General features: G+C 46.8%; 12 protein-coding genes. All 12 read right to left on the bottom strand.

Annotated features, from left to right (window positions below; all coding sequences use genetic code 11):
- Positions 1-85 precede the first annotated feature (85 nt).
- Positions 86-1168 (bottom strand): 2Fe-2S iron-sulfur cluster-binding protein, encoded by a 1083-nt coding sequence (locus G8759_RS35465; protein WP_167218521.1) that lies wholly within the window; start codon positions 1166-1168, stop codon positions 86-88.
- A gap of 66 nt (positions 1169-1234) precedes the next feature.
- Entirely contained in the window at positions 1235-2575 is a 1341-nt protein-coding gene (nuoF, locus tag G8759_RS35460; RefSeq protein ID WP_167218519.1) for an NADH-quinone oxidoreductase subunit NuoF, read from the bottom strand.
- 3 nt (positions 2576-2578) lie between these two features.
- The gene (gene nuoE, locus G8759_RS35455) at positions 2579-3082 is read right to left on the bottom strand and encodes an NADH-quinone oxidoreductase subunit NuoE (RefSeq protein WP_167218517.1); all 504 of its coding nucleotides are present in this window, start codon (positions 3080-3082) and stop codon (positions 2579-2581) included.
- Between the two features lie 15 nt (positions 3083-3097).
- On the bottom strand, positions 3098-4330 hold the full coding sequence (gene nuoD, locus G8759_RS35450; RefSeq protein WP_167218515.1) for an NADH dehydrogenase (quinone) subunit D: 1233 nt from the start codon (positions 4328-4330) through the stop codon (positions 3098-3100).
- Positions 4331-4394: 64 nt separating this feature from the next.
- Positions 4395-4895 (bottom strand): NADH-quinone oxidoreductase subunit C, encoded by a 501-nt coding sequence (locus tag G8759_RS35445; RefSeq protein ID WP_167218513.1) that lies wholly within the window; start codon positions 4893-4895, stop codon positions 4395-4397.
- An 87-nt stretch (positions 4896-4982) separates the two neighbouring features.
- A complete protein-coding gene (locus G8759_RS35440; protein WP_162388844.1) occupies positions 4983-5528 on the bottom strand; it encodes an NADH-quinone oxidoreductase subunit B in 546 nt (181 codons plus the stop codon).
- Positions 5529-5593: 65 nt separating this feature from the next.
- Positions 5594-5965 carry an NADH-quinone oxidoreductase subunit A gene (locus G8759_RS35435; RefSeq protein ID WP_167218511.1) on the bottom strand — a complete coding sequence of 124 codons (372 nt, stop codon included), beginning with the start codon at positions 5963-5965 and terminating at the stop codon, positions 5594-5596.
- Positions 5966-6184: 219 nt separating this feature from the next.
- The gene (locus tag G8759_RS35430; RefSeq protein ID WP_167218509.1) at positions 6185-8320 is read right to left on the bottom strand and encodes a T9SS type A sorting domain-containing protein; all 2136 of its coding nucleotides are present in this window, start codon (positions 8318-8320) and stop codon (positions 6185-6187) included.
- 174 nt (positions 8321-8494) lie between these two features.
- Positions 8495-11464 carry a T9SS type A sorting domain-containing protein gene (locus tag G8759_RS35425; RefSeq protein WP_167218507.1) on the bottom strand — a complete coding sequence of 990 codons (2970 nt, stop codon included), beginning with the start codon at positions 11462-11464 and terminating at the stop codon, positions 8495-8497.
- A gap of 62 nt (positions 11465-11526) precedes the next feature.
- Entirely contained in the window at positions 11527-12537 is a 1011-nt protein-coding gene (obgE, locus tag G8759_RS35420; protein ID WP_162388840.1) for a GTPase ObgE, read from the bottom strand.
- Between the two features lie 58 nt (positions 12538-12595).
- Positions 12596-13174, bottom strand: coding sequence for an adenylate kinase (locus G8759_RS35415; protein WP_167218505.1), 579 nt, complete (start codon positions 13172-13174; stop codon positions 12596-12598).
- 175 nt (positions 13175-13349) lie between these two features.
- Positions 13350-15119: a tetratricopeptide repeat protein gene (locus G8759_RS35410; protein ID WP_167218503.1), complete on the bottom strand. Its 1770-nt coding sequence runs from the start codon at positions 15117-15119 to the stop codon at positions 13350-13352.
- Positions 15120-15197 lie beyond the last annotated feature (78 nt).

Below are 15197 nucleotides of genomic sequence, written 5' to 3'. Positions count from 1 at the left end.
GTGAACGTTTCGGTTTATAGTTTTCGGTTATACTTACTGGCAAATACCAATTAGGAGAACCGTAAACTAGTTAACTATAAACTACTCAAGGTTCGGGTTCCATTGCCGATGGCAACTTCGCAAAACGCTCGGGTGGTAATTGTTGAATTGTCAATTGCGACGTATCGCGCTCATCATCAATGGGCTTATACTCTGCCGCTGCCAGCCGTTGACCGAAACTTGGCTTTATGGTGTCAGCCCGGTACTTATTGGCCGAAATTACAGAACTGCGTGAGATTTTTGTCGGCCCTTCAATCGTCCAGTCGCTGGTTTTTTTGGTTTCGAAGCGGCAGGTATTGCAGATAAACTCCGTTACCTCGTTCCACTCGTTTTTGCGGGCCGTTACGCGAATCACCTCTTCACCCCGATACCAGAGCGTTACTTTCCCTGAGCAGGTTGGGCAGTCGCGGTGAGCATCGACAGGTTTCGAGAACCATACGCGATTCTTGAACCGGTACGTTTTATCCGTCAGCGCACCTACCGGGCAAACATCGATAACATTACCCGAGAAATCATTGTCAATGGCTTTCTCGATGTAAGTTCCAATTTCAGAAGCATCACCACGCCCTAATACACCATGAACGCGTTTTTCGGTAATCTGGTCGGCAGTATAAACACAACGGTAGCATAGAATGCAACGCGTCATGTGAAGCTGTATGAAGGGCCCAATGTCGTGTTTCTCGAACGTCCGGCGATCCTCTTCGTAACGTGTCGTAACCTTACCGTGATCGAAGGCAAAGTTCTGGAGATCACATTCGCCTGCCTGATCGCATACCGGACAGTCGAGCGGGTGGTTCAGGAGTAAAAACTCAACGATTCCGTTCCGCGCATCAATGACCTGCGGATTCGTGGTATTTTCAACAACCATTCCGTCCTGTACCGCCGTCAGACACGACGCCACTAGTTTAGGCATGGGTCGTGGATCTTTAGCAGAACCCGCTGCCACCCGAACCAGACAAGCCCGGCATTTACCGCCACTACCTTTCAATGGCTGATAGTAGCACATGGCAGGAGGAGCCACATCCGGGCCGATCTTGCGGGCGGCCTGCAAAATGGTCGTTCCCGGTTCCACCTCGACTTCGATTCCGTCGATAGTGACTTTCAACAGTTGCGGCTTTACGTCTTCCATATATCAGTATTGCGGCCGAAAACCGCTCAGTATTAATTGGTTTGCAGCTTTTCAGCCGCACTAGATTTATACCAGAGCCATATCGCCCCGATAAACAGCGCCGGGCTGAGTTGCTTCTGAAGGATTGTCAATATGCCATTGGAACTCATCACGGAAATGCCGGATCGCGCTGGCAACAGGCCAGGCGGCCGCATCGCCAAGCGGGCAAATGGTATTCCCTTCTATTTTCTTGGCTACATCGACCAGCAGGTCAATATCCTGCTGATGGCCGTGCCCATATTCAATCCGGTGCAGAACTTTCTCCATCCAGCCCGTACCCTCGCGGCAGGGACTACACTGACCGCAGGACTCGTGGTGATAGAAGCGGGAGAAATTCCAGGTATTACGAACAATGCAGGATGTTTCATCGAAGACGATAAAACCACCGGAACCCAGCATTGTACCCGTCGCAAATCCACCATCCGACAGCGACTCATAAGTCATCAGTCGCTTATCGCCGTTGGCGAGCGTTAGAGCCAGATTAGCGGGTAAAATGGGAACAGAAGAACCACCGGCTACCAGTGCTTTGAATTTATGGCCTGGCCGAATTCCACCACACCATTCATCGGCATAAATAAAATCCTCGACCGGAACACCCAATTCAATTTCGTAAACGCCCGGCTTGTTAATATGACCTGATGCTGAAATTAATTTTGTACCCGTACTTCTGCCAATGCCGATGGCGGCATAAGCATCCCCACCGTTATTGACAATCCACGCTGCGGTTGCAATCGATTCTACGTTATTGACTACGGTCGGGCATTGATATAAACCCTTGACCGCCGGAAAGGGCGGCTTGTTCCGCGGATTACCCCGTTTGCCTTCGAGCGATTCGAGCAGGGCTGTTTCTTCACCACAAATGTAGGCTCCACCACCTGGTTGTACGACCAGTTCGAGGTCATAGCCCGTACCTAAAATATTTTTACCCAAAAAACCTTTTGCTTTTGCTTCGGCAATGGCTTTTTCGAGAATGCGGATAACGTACATCAGTTCACCCCGAACATAGATGAACGACTTATTGGCTCCGAGCGCAAATGATGAAACAATCATTCCTTCAATCAATAAGTGAGGAATGTGTTTCATCAGGTAATGGTCTTTGAACGTTCCGGGCTCCGATTCGTCGGCGTTGCAGACAAGATACCGCGGAACGCCCTCCGGCTTGGCCAGAAAGCTCCATTTCATACCCATCGGGAAACCAGCGCCACCACGGCCACGTACGCCCGCTTTTTTCACTTCTTCAACAATGGCTTCGGGGGTCATTGTTTTAAGTGCTTTCTCAACGGCCGTATAGCCGCCCTGTTTCCGGTATACATCGAAGGTTTCGATGCCGGGAACGTTAATATGTTCGGTCAGTATTTTGGTAGCCATGGGTTACTTCGACAACTCGTCAATGATCTCGTCTACACGCTCGTTCGTCAAATTCATATAGTATTTTTCACGAATCTGAAACACTGGGCCCATTCCACAGGCGGCAAGGCACTCAACTTCTTTGAGCGTAAACTGTCCGTCGACGGTTGTCTGGCCAGTGTCGATACCAAGGCGTTGTTTCAGATGGGCATACACCTCTTCGCCACCCATCAGGCAACATGGACCTGTACGACAATACTCAATAACATGCTTACCGACCGGGTCAATGTGGTACATGGTGTAGAATGTTGCTACCTCATAAACCTCAATTGGCTGGATGCCAAGCAGCCGGGCTACGTAGTCCATACCTTCGGGACTGGTCCAGCCTTCCTGCTCCTGTAGCAGATGAAGCAGCGGCAATAGCGCTGACTTCTGCCGCCCTTCAGGATAATTGGCAATAATTTCCTGCGCTTTCGTTAAACGCTCTGGGGTAAAAACCACCGGTTTATTTTCAACAGTCGTGCTCATAAACTGAAAACTGTACTATGCATCTAACTCACCTGCAATGACATTCATACTACTCATAATGACAATGGCATCAGATAGCGTGAGGCCTTTACACATTTCCGGGTAAGCCTGGTAATAGATAAAACATGGACGACGGAAGTGTAGGCGGTATGGTGCGCGACCTCCATCGCTGATCAGATAGAAGCCAAGTTCGCCGTTACCGCCCTCAACAGCGTGATAAACTTCACCAACGGGTGCATCGATCTCGCCCATCACAATCTTGAAGTGATAGATGAGGGCTTCCATGTTTTTATAGACTTCCTGCTTTGGCGGTAAGTAATATTGAGGAGCGTCGGCATAATAAGGACCCTCAGGCAGGTTGTCCATCGCCTGCTGAATAATCCGAAGACTTTGCCACATTTCTTCATTCCGAACCATGAACCGGTCATAGGTATCGCCACTTTGTCCGACAGGAATGTCAAACTCAAAGTCCTGATAGGATGAATACGGGTTCATAACACGAACGTCGTAATCAACACCAGCGGCTCGTAGGTTTGGGCCAGTAAAGCCATAGCTGAGGGCGCGTTCTGCCGAAATTGACCCAACGTTTATGACGCGATCCATGAAAATCCGGTTGCGATTAAACAGATTTTCAAACTCGCGTAATATTTTGGGGAAACGTACCAGCAGCTCTTTAATCTTACGGATGGCAGTAGGAGAGAGGTCTCGCTCCATGCCACCAATTCGACCCATATTAGTTGTTAAACGAGCTCCACAGATCTCTTCGTAAATTTCGTAAATGTTTTCACGCTCCTGATAGATATACAAAAAGCCAGTAAAAGCTCCTGTATCAACACCTAAAATGCCATTACAAACGACGTGATCAGCAATCCGGGCCAATTCCATCAGAATGACGCGGATGTATTGGGCTCGTTTCGGTATGTCGATGCCCAGTAATTTTTCGACTGTCATGTGCCAACCCATGTTGTTAATGGGCGACGAACAGTAGTTCATCCGATCGGTAAGCGTTGTAATCTGGTAGAACGGGCGACGCTCGGCAATTTTCTCGAAAGCCCGGTGGATATACCCGATCGTCTGCTCGCTCGATACAATTTTCTCCCCGTCCATCTGAAGGACGTTCTGGAAAATACCATGCGTAGCTGGGTGGGTTGGACCGAGATTGAGCGTAGTCAGTTCATTAACATACTGAACCGGACCCTGTTCGGCAGGCAGGTTTTTGTTGGCTATATCGAGATCTTCAGAAACCATTTCTTAAAGAGTAAAAGAGAGAAAGAGTAAATGCGTATTTACGCATTCGCTCTTTCGCCAGTATTTATCGTCCAAACAATGCGTCAATTTTATCTTCGCGGGTGGCGTCTTCGAGTGGATATTCTTTGCGCATCGGGAAATAATCCATTTCCTCCATGTTCAGGATTCGGCGCAAATCAGGGTGTCCATCGAAAATAATCCCAAAAAAGTCGAAGGTTTCGCGTTCCATCCAGTTTGCACTAGCGAAAACGGGACTCGCAGTCGGAATGTGAAGATCATCTGCTGACAGAAAGACTTTGACACGCAACCGGAAGTTGTTGGTCAGACTGTGTAGATGATAGACTACACAAAACTCTTTACCCACTGAATCCGGGTAATGTATGCCGGTTATATCAGTCAAAAAACCAACCTGAAATGTCTGATGGTCTTTTAGGTAAGTGATCAGCGGGATAATCGTTTCCCGAGTAGTCGAAAAGGTTAGCAGGTCATACGGATCATCAAAATCACTGACAGCCTCGCCAAACTGATTAATAATGGTCTGCGCAACTTCTTCGTTGGTCAGCATCTTCAATTAGTGAATGAGTGAACGAGCGAATGAGTGAATGAGTAAAAAGAAGCTGGTTGCTTGTTCACCCATTCACTCATTTACTATTTATTGTATGCTATACGAATTCAGCAGTTTCTGATACTCTTCAGTATTTCGACGACGCAGCGATTCGTTCTTGGCGAGTTCCTGCACCTGCATCACGCCATCCAGAATCTGCTCGGGGCGAGGGGGACAACCCGGTACATACACATCGACAGGAATTATGCGGTCGATGCCTTGCAACACGCTATACGTATCGAAAATGCCACCACTTGACGCACAGGCTCCAATAGCAATTACCCAGCGTGGTTCGGCCATTTGCAGATACACCTGCTTAACAACCGGTCCCATCTTTTTAGCAATTGTTCCGGCTACCAATAGCATATCGGCCTGGCGAGGTGAAAAACTTGGTCGCTCCGACCCGAAGCGAGCCAGATCGAAGGTTGAGGCCATGGTTGACATGAACTCAATGCCACAACAGGAAGTTGCAAATGGAAGTGGCCAGAGTGAATTTGCCCGAGCCAATCCAATAATTTTATCGAATGAAGTGGCGGAAAATCCCGGTCCATCGTAACTCGCGGGTGCTTCGGCCAGCTTAATGTCAGTTGCCATAAGATACGTTGTATTTGCTTAGTATAACAACGAATAAATATGCTCGAAAATTCATTTGTTGAGGCCTATTCCCAATTCAGAACACCCTTACGGATGATGTAATAGAAACCCGCCAGTAATAAGCCCATAAACAGCACCATTTCGATAAAACCGGTTAAACCCAGTCCTTTAAAATTTACTGCCCATGGGTACAAAAAGATTACTTCCACATCGAACAATACGAACAGGATAGCAATCAGGAAATACTTGATGGAAATTGGGGTACGGGCATCACCATGAACAGGAATCCCACACTCAAAGGGATCGTCCTTTTTTTGACTATGACGCTTGGGGCCAATTGAGTGGGTTACAAGCATCGTTGTGACGATGAAACCAAGGGCCAAACCAAGCTGGATTAGCACCGGCAGATAGTCGGCCGGGAGGTAGGTTGCGTTCATACAATGAATTGAAAATATCGGCGCAAATGTAGCGATAAAACCAATAGACACATTTAGTTGCCATTGAACCTTAGCCCGAACATCTTCCAAAGATACAGAATAACCATCGTTTTTTCAAGATCAAGCAACTCTGCGTTTATCCTCAGCTGGGTGTAAAACAAAATAAGACCTTTTCCGGAAAAAGGTCTTATTTATGTATAAAAGAGTATTGCTTTACTTCTATCGGGCGATGATAATACGACGGGAGACGTTAAAACCCACCGATCGAACGCGTATAATATATTCACCCTGAGCAAGCCCCGATAAATTAAGCAATTTGCGCTCATCAAAAATTGGAACCACATATGATGAAAGTTGCTGCCCTGTTAATGAAAAAACGTCGACAAGGGCGTCTTTCAGGTTTTCAATCGTTTCGATTGTCACAACACCATCGTTTGACGGATTTGGATATACACTTACTCCGCCGGTGGTCTGATCGAACGTAAATTCTTTAGGCGCGCTGTAGTCGGAGTAACAAGTCAGATTTGAGCTATTATTCAAGGCGAATGTCGTTTTATCGCGAGCCGAATAACTACCGCTTACAATAACTTTTACGACTGGACCATTCTGTGGAATAACTTCGCCTGACCGACGCCAGTCAAACTGATCGATCTGTCCACCTGTTGGTGTGGGTAGCGTTGCCTGTAGCGAGTAAGTACCTACCTGTTCGACCGTAGGTGCCGGTAATTTAGGACGAGCCGTTAATGTGATGGTTGGTGATTGTGCCGATTTACAGCCATATACATTTACTGACTGAGCCGAATAAACCCCTGATGTTCCTACCGTAATTGATCTGCTGGCAATGCCTGTACTCCATACCGGAATACTGCCCGTGGAAGAAGAAGCTACCAGTGTTAACGTCGAATCTGCACAAATTTGTTGCTGAGAAGTGGCCGGTTGCCCTGGTTGTTTACTCAGCGAAATTGTTGGAACTGTTGGCTGGATTACGCCCTGGACGTCAATAGCGGGTGATAAATAGGTATTTCCATATTTATCTTTCAGGGTTGCGCGATAAACTCCTGACTTATTGATCGTAATAGCTTGCGTCGTTTGCCCACTGTTCCAAACATAAGATTTATACAGATCAGGCAATGTAACTGTCAAGGCGTTATTGGCTGCACAAGTTACCTTAATGGCGGGTGAAGGGAGTGGTGTTAATGGACGCGATGTTGCGAAGAAAATAGAATTCAGGCTGTTGAACCAGGCCTGCCCTAATTGCTTTAAGCCATCTCCACCAAAGTGAACATCGCCTTCATAACGGGGAATCTGAATATTATCGGTAAATGGGCCCGCAAAAACATTGTTGTTATAGGTGTTGATAACGTCATTTTGGGCTTGAATAATGTCTTCACTTACCTGGCCAGTGTTGTATGATGATCGTGCCAGAACCCAGGCCGGATAACGATCTGTATCTGAGCGCGTTTTGTTGATCAGATACTGCATGTCGTCAGCGTATACTTTGCGCGTGGAGTGTATAGGAAAGTTATCATTTTCGCCCTGTTGCCACAAAACAGCGCGTAATCCCTGAAGAGAGCAATAATAACGAAGGGCGATCAGTAAGTTGGCGTAAGGCATTCCAGCTGGAAACGGCTGGCTATTAAACCACTTGAGGGTTGTCTGGTTGTTTGAACTTTCTACCCAGTTTTTGATGATTGTAGCTTCCCAGGCTGTATTGATGAATAGGACGGGAACATTATATTGTTTCGCAATTAAATCGCCCAGTACACCCCAGCACCAGGCACTTTGGCCACGGGGGCCAATCAGTGAAGCAGCACCAAGCTGCTGAAAGGAAGGGGCTGGTGGATCGGCCAGCGAGTTTGCGGTCGAGTTATCATAGGTAACGCAGTTGACCCGGTCATCGGCTGCCCCTACTGCACCGAAGTTCTGAAAACCTTGTGCATTTGACTGACCCGTGATGATGAATACTTCGCCAACACCAATTTTGCGGATGACATCACTACCCACTATGGCTCCTCCCGAAAAGGCCTGGATCTCCAGGCGATACCAACCACCCTGTGCCCGGATAGAGCTTTGAAAGATTCCTCCCTGTGGATTTCGCTGGATGGTAGCCCACTCGGTGTTTATACCTTGCCCTGCAACCTCAGCAATAACACGAGCCTGGACGCTATCAACTGGCTGGTAGTAGTTACCCGATACGTAAATTGTACTCGTGTTATCAGCTCCCCGTTGGAAAATGGCCCGGCTTTCGGGATACGTGATCTTTATTGCCTGACCGGTAGTCTGCGCTTTAGCATTGGGAAGCATAGCCCTCTGACTAAACAGCAGAAAAATGTACAGGATATAATAGTTTTTCATGTGTCAGTTTTCTTCAGTCCTGTTGCTAGTAGGCATGCTGATCAAGGCGTAATTTATTTCTTATAGCAACAATCAGACCTTACTTATTAAATATACCGTTCAATCATAAAATCCCCGGCAAAATACAAATTTTGCCGGGGATTTTATGATTGAACGGTATATTTGGCAATAATATTACAAACCGAGCAAAATTCGTTTAGACCCGGCAAAGCCAGAAGCTTCAACTCGTAGAATATAAACACCAGCTGGTAAGTCGGTTAGGGTAAGTTGCTTCCGCTCATCAAATACTGCAATGTTTCGAACCAGAACTTTTTGGCCAGTCAACGTATATAACGTGAGCGTAGCGTTTGTTAGGTTTTGCTGGGTTTCAACAATGACAATTTTATTTGGATTTGGGTTTGGGTAAACGCTAAGTCCATTAAAACTTGGATCGATTGTAAGCAGATAGGCTGCCGAAGGTAACGAGAAACACGTGAGTGTATTTGAATAAACGATCGATGACCGGGCTGTATAGTTGCCTGATGTTCCTGCTTTAATAATGGCAGTTTGAACGGCTAAAGAATCATTATCCCGACGCCACAGAAAACGATCGCCATTGGTCGAACTAACTGCTTCAAGCGTATAAGTTCCAATCGAATTTATGGTTGGAGCAGGTGGTAGCGCTTTAACATCAACAACAGTAGGATTTGATTGTGTCGAAACACAACCATTTACATCGCGAACTCGTGCGGAGTAGTTACCTGCCTGCCCGGTTGTAATGCTTCGGGTGGAGTCGCCGGTTGACCAGAAGACTGTATAGGGGCCCTCTACGGTAAATGTTACTCTATCTCCCTGGCAGATTGTTGGAGAACGACTGGATAAGATGGTTGGAGCGTTAGGTAAAGGATTCACCCGTACATTGATAACCGACGAGAAGACAGATAAACAGCTATTCTGGTCACGAGCCTGTGCTGCATAATTGCCTGATTGACTTACCGTAATTGTTTTACTCGCCTGCCCGCTTGACCAGACTACGTCGAAAGGCGATGTTGCATTTAAAGCAACACTATTGCCTGCGCAGAAAGTTGTAGCTCCACCAGCCGATACGGAAGGTGTGGGAGGAAGCGGGTTTACCTTGACTGTAACAATATCGGATGGCACAGATGGGCAACCAAACTGATTCCTGGTGGTGAGGGAGTAATCGCCAGACTGAGTAATGGTCAGGCTCTGAACCGTCTGCCCATTTGTCCAGAAATAGGCCGCTTCAGTTGAAGCAGTCAATATAACATTCCTGTCTGCACAGAAAGTAGTAGCACCATTCGCCACAATGGTGGGTTTCGCAGGCAACGGATTGGATACTACCTGAAGCACATTAGATGGTTTTGATGTGCAACCGTTCTGATCGGTTACGGTAGCCGTATAGGAACCTGATGTAGTGACGGTAATTTGCTTAGTTTTCTGCCCATCACTCCAATTATAGACTACATTATCGCTGGAAGCCAGTAAAACAGTATTATCGCCCTGACAGAAGGTAGTTGGCTTACTGTTCGTTATAGTTGGCGTTGCCGGAAGAGGATTGAGTGTAAGCTGGAGGGTATTTGAAACAAAATCGCAGCCACTGACGTCCCGGTATCGAACCGAATAGGCACCTGCCGCGCTGGCATTGAATGTTTTCCCTGAAGCAACACTGGTATTGTTGGGCTGACTAAGCCAGGTTACATTATCGTAATTAGCCGTAAGAGCGAGCGTACTTCCATCACAGATCGCAGGTGGCCTATTGCTGACTATTGAGGCCACTGGAGTATCGGAAACGCGGAGGTAACTGGTAAAATGTGTATTCCCCAATGCATCTTTAACCTTGGCTCGGTATAGCGTACCGGGCCCTTTTGTTATGCTTTGGGTTGTTTCGCCTGATTCCCACTGAATGGACGAATAACTACCATTAATTGTGAACGTTAAGTTATTGCCTGCACACGCTACTGTAACCGTTGGGGCCAAAGCGGGGCCATGAGGAGTCGATGTCTGGAAGAAGGCATCACTTAAACTACTATTCCAAAGATTAGAGACTGAGATTAATCCATTAAAATCGAAATGAACACGATCAGGATCAAAAAGGGGCGCCCGATAACGTGGCACCTGAACGGTGTCTGTTGCGGGACCTGCAAATACATTGGGCGTTGTCGCAATAACCTGATCCTGGGCCGCGATTATTTTGCTGCTGGGCCCTAAAGGATCATAATGAGAAGCTCTGGCAACCACCCAGGAAACGTTTCTGCCAAAATCCTGTCGGGTTTGATTAATAACGAACTGAAGGTCGGTGACGTAGCTTTGGGTCGTTGTATTGAATAAATTGTCAGCTTCGCCCTGGTGCCATAAAACAGCCCGTATGCCAAGCATATTGCAATAATTCTGTAAGGCAATTTTGAGGTTTATATAAGGTTGCCGGGCCGGATAGGGTGATCCACCATACCCGTATGCCGCACCACCTGCTGGAGCACTATCACTCCAGTTTCGAACGGATGTTCCCGTAAAAGCTGCATTAAAAAACATAACCGGAACGTTCAGCCTACTGGCCAAAAGATCACCCAGGCGGCCCCAGCACCAACTTCCCATGCCACGAGGGGCAATCGTAAAACCAGCCCCATTGTCTAAGTGTGAGAATTGAGGTACGGGCGGATCGTTCGGGAAGCCGTTGTCAGGGTATCTATAGTTTACACAATTAACCCGGTCATCTGTTGAGACAGGTGCACTGTAGTGAACGCCCTGCGCGTTCGATTGGCCGGCTATGACAAATACTTCTCCAACACCAACGCGTTCAACCGTAATGACCTCACCTACTTGCTGACCGCCGTTCATACCTCGTACCTGAAGATCATACCAACCGCCCGATACAGTAAGATCGCCTGCATACGTTCCACCACTTGGCGTATTCTGGATTGGCTGCCAGTCTACCGTAGTGCCTTGACCGTTACGGGCCTGTACGCGGGCCTGTACCTGTGTGATCGCGGCCGAGTAGTAACCGGTGATCCTAATGATCGCCTGATTAGCATTATTACGCTGAAAAACAGCCCGGGTAGTAGGAAACGATACTTGAATCTGAGCCATCAATAGAGTTGGCAATAAAAGCCACACTGCCAGATAGCAGGCCAACGAAATATGTTTCATAGTGCGTATAGATGCGGCCAGGTTGTATTCTTGGCGGCCAGATTTACTAAATTCGAAACTATTTACTCGGCTGGCTCTGGATTTGCTGTTAAGCGCTGCCAGATGCTGTCCTTTAATTCATCTAACCCAAGTTGGCTGACCGCCGATATAAATGTTACTGGTAATTTCTTTGGTAATGTTTCTTTAATCCGTGCGATGTCACTCTGGTCAACCAGATCTATTTTTGAGATAGCCAGTAAGCGATCTTTATCCATCAATTCTGGATTATATTCACGTAATTCATTCAGTAGCGTATTATACTCCTGACGAATATCATCGCTATTGGCTGGTATTACGAACAAAAGGACCGAGTTTCGTTCAATATGTCGTAAAAAGCGTAAACCGAGCCCCTTCCCTTGAGACGCTCCTTCTATAATGCCCGGAATATCGGCCATTACGAACGATTTATAATCTCTATACGCTACGACACCTAAATTAGGTACAAGGGTTGTAAAGGGGTAATCAGCAATTTCGGGCCGGGCTGCCGATAATACAGATAACAGCGTGGACTTACCAGCATTAGGAAAGCCAACCAGGCCAACATCGGCCAGAAGTTTTAATTCCAGAACAACCCATTCTTCAAGGCCTGCTTCTCCTGGTTGAGCATAATCAGGTGCCTGCTGGGTGGCTGATTTAAAATGGTCGTTGCCTAAGCCACCTCTGCCGCCAGGAAACAGAATGATTTCTTGGCCGTCTTCTGTAATTTCAGCTAATTGCTTGCCTGTATCGGGATTCCGGGCAATAGTTCCCAGTGGTACTTCTAAAATAACGTCCTGCCCCTGCGCACCGCTCCGTCGGCCTCCTTCACCGGCTGTTCCGTTCTCTGCTTTGACGTGTTTGCGGTATTTTAAGTGAAGCAGCGTCCAGAGTTGAGCGTTTCCTTTTAAAATAATATGGCCTCCCCGACCACCATCACCGCCATCAGGGCCACCTTTAGGGGTATGCTTTTCGCGTCGGAAGTGAACAGATCCAGCTCCGCCCGCGCCCGAACGACAGTTTATTTTTACGTAGTCAATAAAATTGGATGAAGCCATATGTTATATACTCCCTATACCTACAGTTCAGGTATTCTTCTGGGTTAGTAACGAAAATCTAACTAACGGCCTGCTCAATCTTACTACAGATAAGACTGAAGATCGTTTCAATATCACCGATACCATCGATGGCGGCAAACTTTCCCTGCTGATTATAGTAATCGGCTACCGGGGTAGTTTTGTCGTTATATTCTTTAACACGCCGTCGAATGAGTTCTTCATTCTGATCATCTGGGCGGCCAGAGGTTTGCCCTCGCAACAATAAACGCCGGGTTAACTCTTCATCGTCTACAACGAGAGCAATCATGGTCGTAATCTGAGTATCGTGCTGATTCAGCAGTAGATCCAGCGCTTCTGCCTGAGGAACAGTTCGTGGAAATCCATCAAAAATGAATCCTGCGGCAGATTGATTCTCTTGTAACTTATTTTCAATCATGCCAATCACTACCTCATCTGGTACTAACAAGCCCTGATCCATTAATTGCTTTGCCCTCTGCCCTAATTCTGTACCAGCAGCAATTTGAGAACGTAATAAATCGCCAGTAGATAAATGAACCAGATTGTATTTGCGGATTAATTTCTCGCTCTGAGTTCCTTTGCCAGCACCTGGAGGGCCAAACAGTACAAGGTTAAGCATACGGCTTCTATAAGGTAGTGTCGTCTGGGTAAAAATTTGCGCCCGCAAAGTTACGATTCCGCCCGGAAAATAATATACGCACTGGAAACGGGTAACAGGTTTTTATTAACTGGAAATCAAATAAAAAGCGCAGACGGTCGCCTGCGCTTTTTATTTGATTCATTAGTCCGTGAAATTATTTACCGGCTGTACTCTTTTTGGCAGGAGTCTTGGGTTTAACGGCAGGCTTAGCCGGAGTAGCTGGTGCTGGTGCTTCTTTCGGGCCTTCCAGCGCTTTCTTCACACTTTCATCATTTGGATCAATGGCCAGCACCTTTTCGAAATACTCCTTCGCTTTGGCGTCGTCTTTCTTTAAAATACTGAATCCGGCCAAGGCTTTATAAGACGTTACTAAGTATCTCTTATAGTCCGTTTTATCCGAAGAATCCGGAGCCATTGCCTGCTCAATGAATTTTTCATAAAGCGGACCAGCTAAACTAGCAGCTTTCTCCTTATCGTTCGGGTAAGCATAGTAGTTAGCGCCGGCACGATAGTAGTAAGCTAATGGATACTTCTTACCATCTGCTTCAATTCGTTGCGCCATTTGTGTAAACGCCGAATCTGCTCGTAGGTAATACTGTTGCTTCACCTGCTTAATCTGCGCAGTGTCCATCTGCGCTACTGTGCTATCCCGACCTACGCGTGGTGCATATTGATAATTGGCAAGACCTAACCACAAGAAGTCATTGTTTTGTGGTTTTTTATCGTTCGCGATCGTCTTCGCGTAATACGTTGCTGCCTTGTCGTACTTCTTGGTCTTGTAAAGCTTCTCGCCAATCTCACGGTACAGATTCTCCGTTGTATCCTGAGGAGCTGCTTTCTCCAGGTTAATAATGCTAAGCGAATCGCCTTCTGGTGTTCCTAGTTGCGCATATGCCCGTCCTAGATACTTGTAATCGTCATAAATTACTTTCTGAGGAGCGGTCGAGATGAACCGGTTCAATGATTCGACCGATTCATTGTTTTTACCCAGTGCCGAGTAAGCCCAGCCATACATCCGATCAATAATTGGGTTGTTGATCTTTCCTTTCAATTGGTCGAGATAGGCAATGGCTCCCTGATAATCCTGAGCCAGGAATTTGTAACGAGCTACATCAAGCAATTGCTCTGGATCGGTTGTACCACTCTTCTGCACGTACAGTTCGTAGTTTGTAGCAGCCGCTTTATAGGCACGGGAGTTGGCAAGTGCATCGGCATAGGCCCGATACGTAGGGGCAAACTCTGGATCGTTCTGGACGGCCAGTTTAAAGTACTCCTGTGCTTTTGCATAGTTCTTCCCGCGGAGATACAACCGGCCAATTTTGTAGTTAGCCTCTGCCAGATTTGGCGTAATCGTTAATGCATTTTCATATTTTGAGATTGCATTACCACCATCATTTTTCAAAAAATACGCATCGCCCAGAAGCATCTCGATCTCGGCGTTTTCGTTCTTTTTGTCTTTTTCATCAGCAATGGTGAGTAGGCGAATCGCTTCTGCTGGATCATTTGTTTCCTCCAGGGTGTACATTTCACCCGCCCGGATCAACGCATTCTGATCTTTGCTCTTCGTTGCGGAAATAGCATTATCAATCAACGTTTTGGCCGTGGCCCGATCTTTTTTTGCTAAGGCTACGCCAGCCAGCCCAATATTATTTAATTGATTTTTAGCATCGGCAGCTGCTCCCTTTTCGAAAGCTGCTTTAGCCTGATCGATTTGTCCACTTCTCAGGTAATAATAACCCAGGTAGAATTGATTCTCAGCCGATGGCGAACTGGTGGCTAACTGCGTAAGAGTTTGGCCTGCTTTCGCAAATCGCTCAGCCTCCACGTCTTTCAGTGCCGTTTGGACGTCCTGCGCCATCAATGGAGCAGTCATGGCCCCCACGAACAGGATGGTCAACAGCGATTTTTTCTGGTTGTTCATCATGTATTTCAGGTTGGAAATTAGAAAAAAGGTTTTGTGAGTATTAAACAATTAGCAAAACTAAAAAATTGCTTTTAAATC

The sequence above is a fragment of the Spirosoma aureum genome, assembly GCF_011604685.1.
Lineage (GTDB): Bacteria > Bacteroidota > Bacteroidia > Cytophagales > Spirosomataceae > Spirosoma > Spirosoma aureum.
The sequence above is the reverse complement of the archived record's forward strand: the minus strand, read 5'-3'. Positions and strand labels throughout refer to the sequence as shown.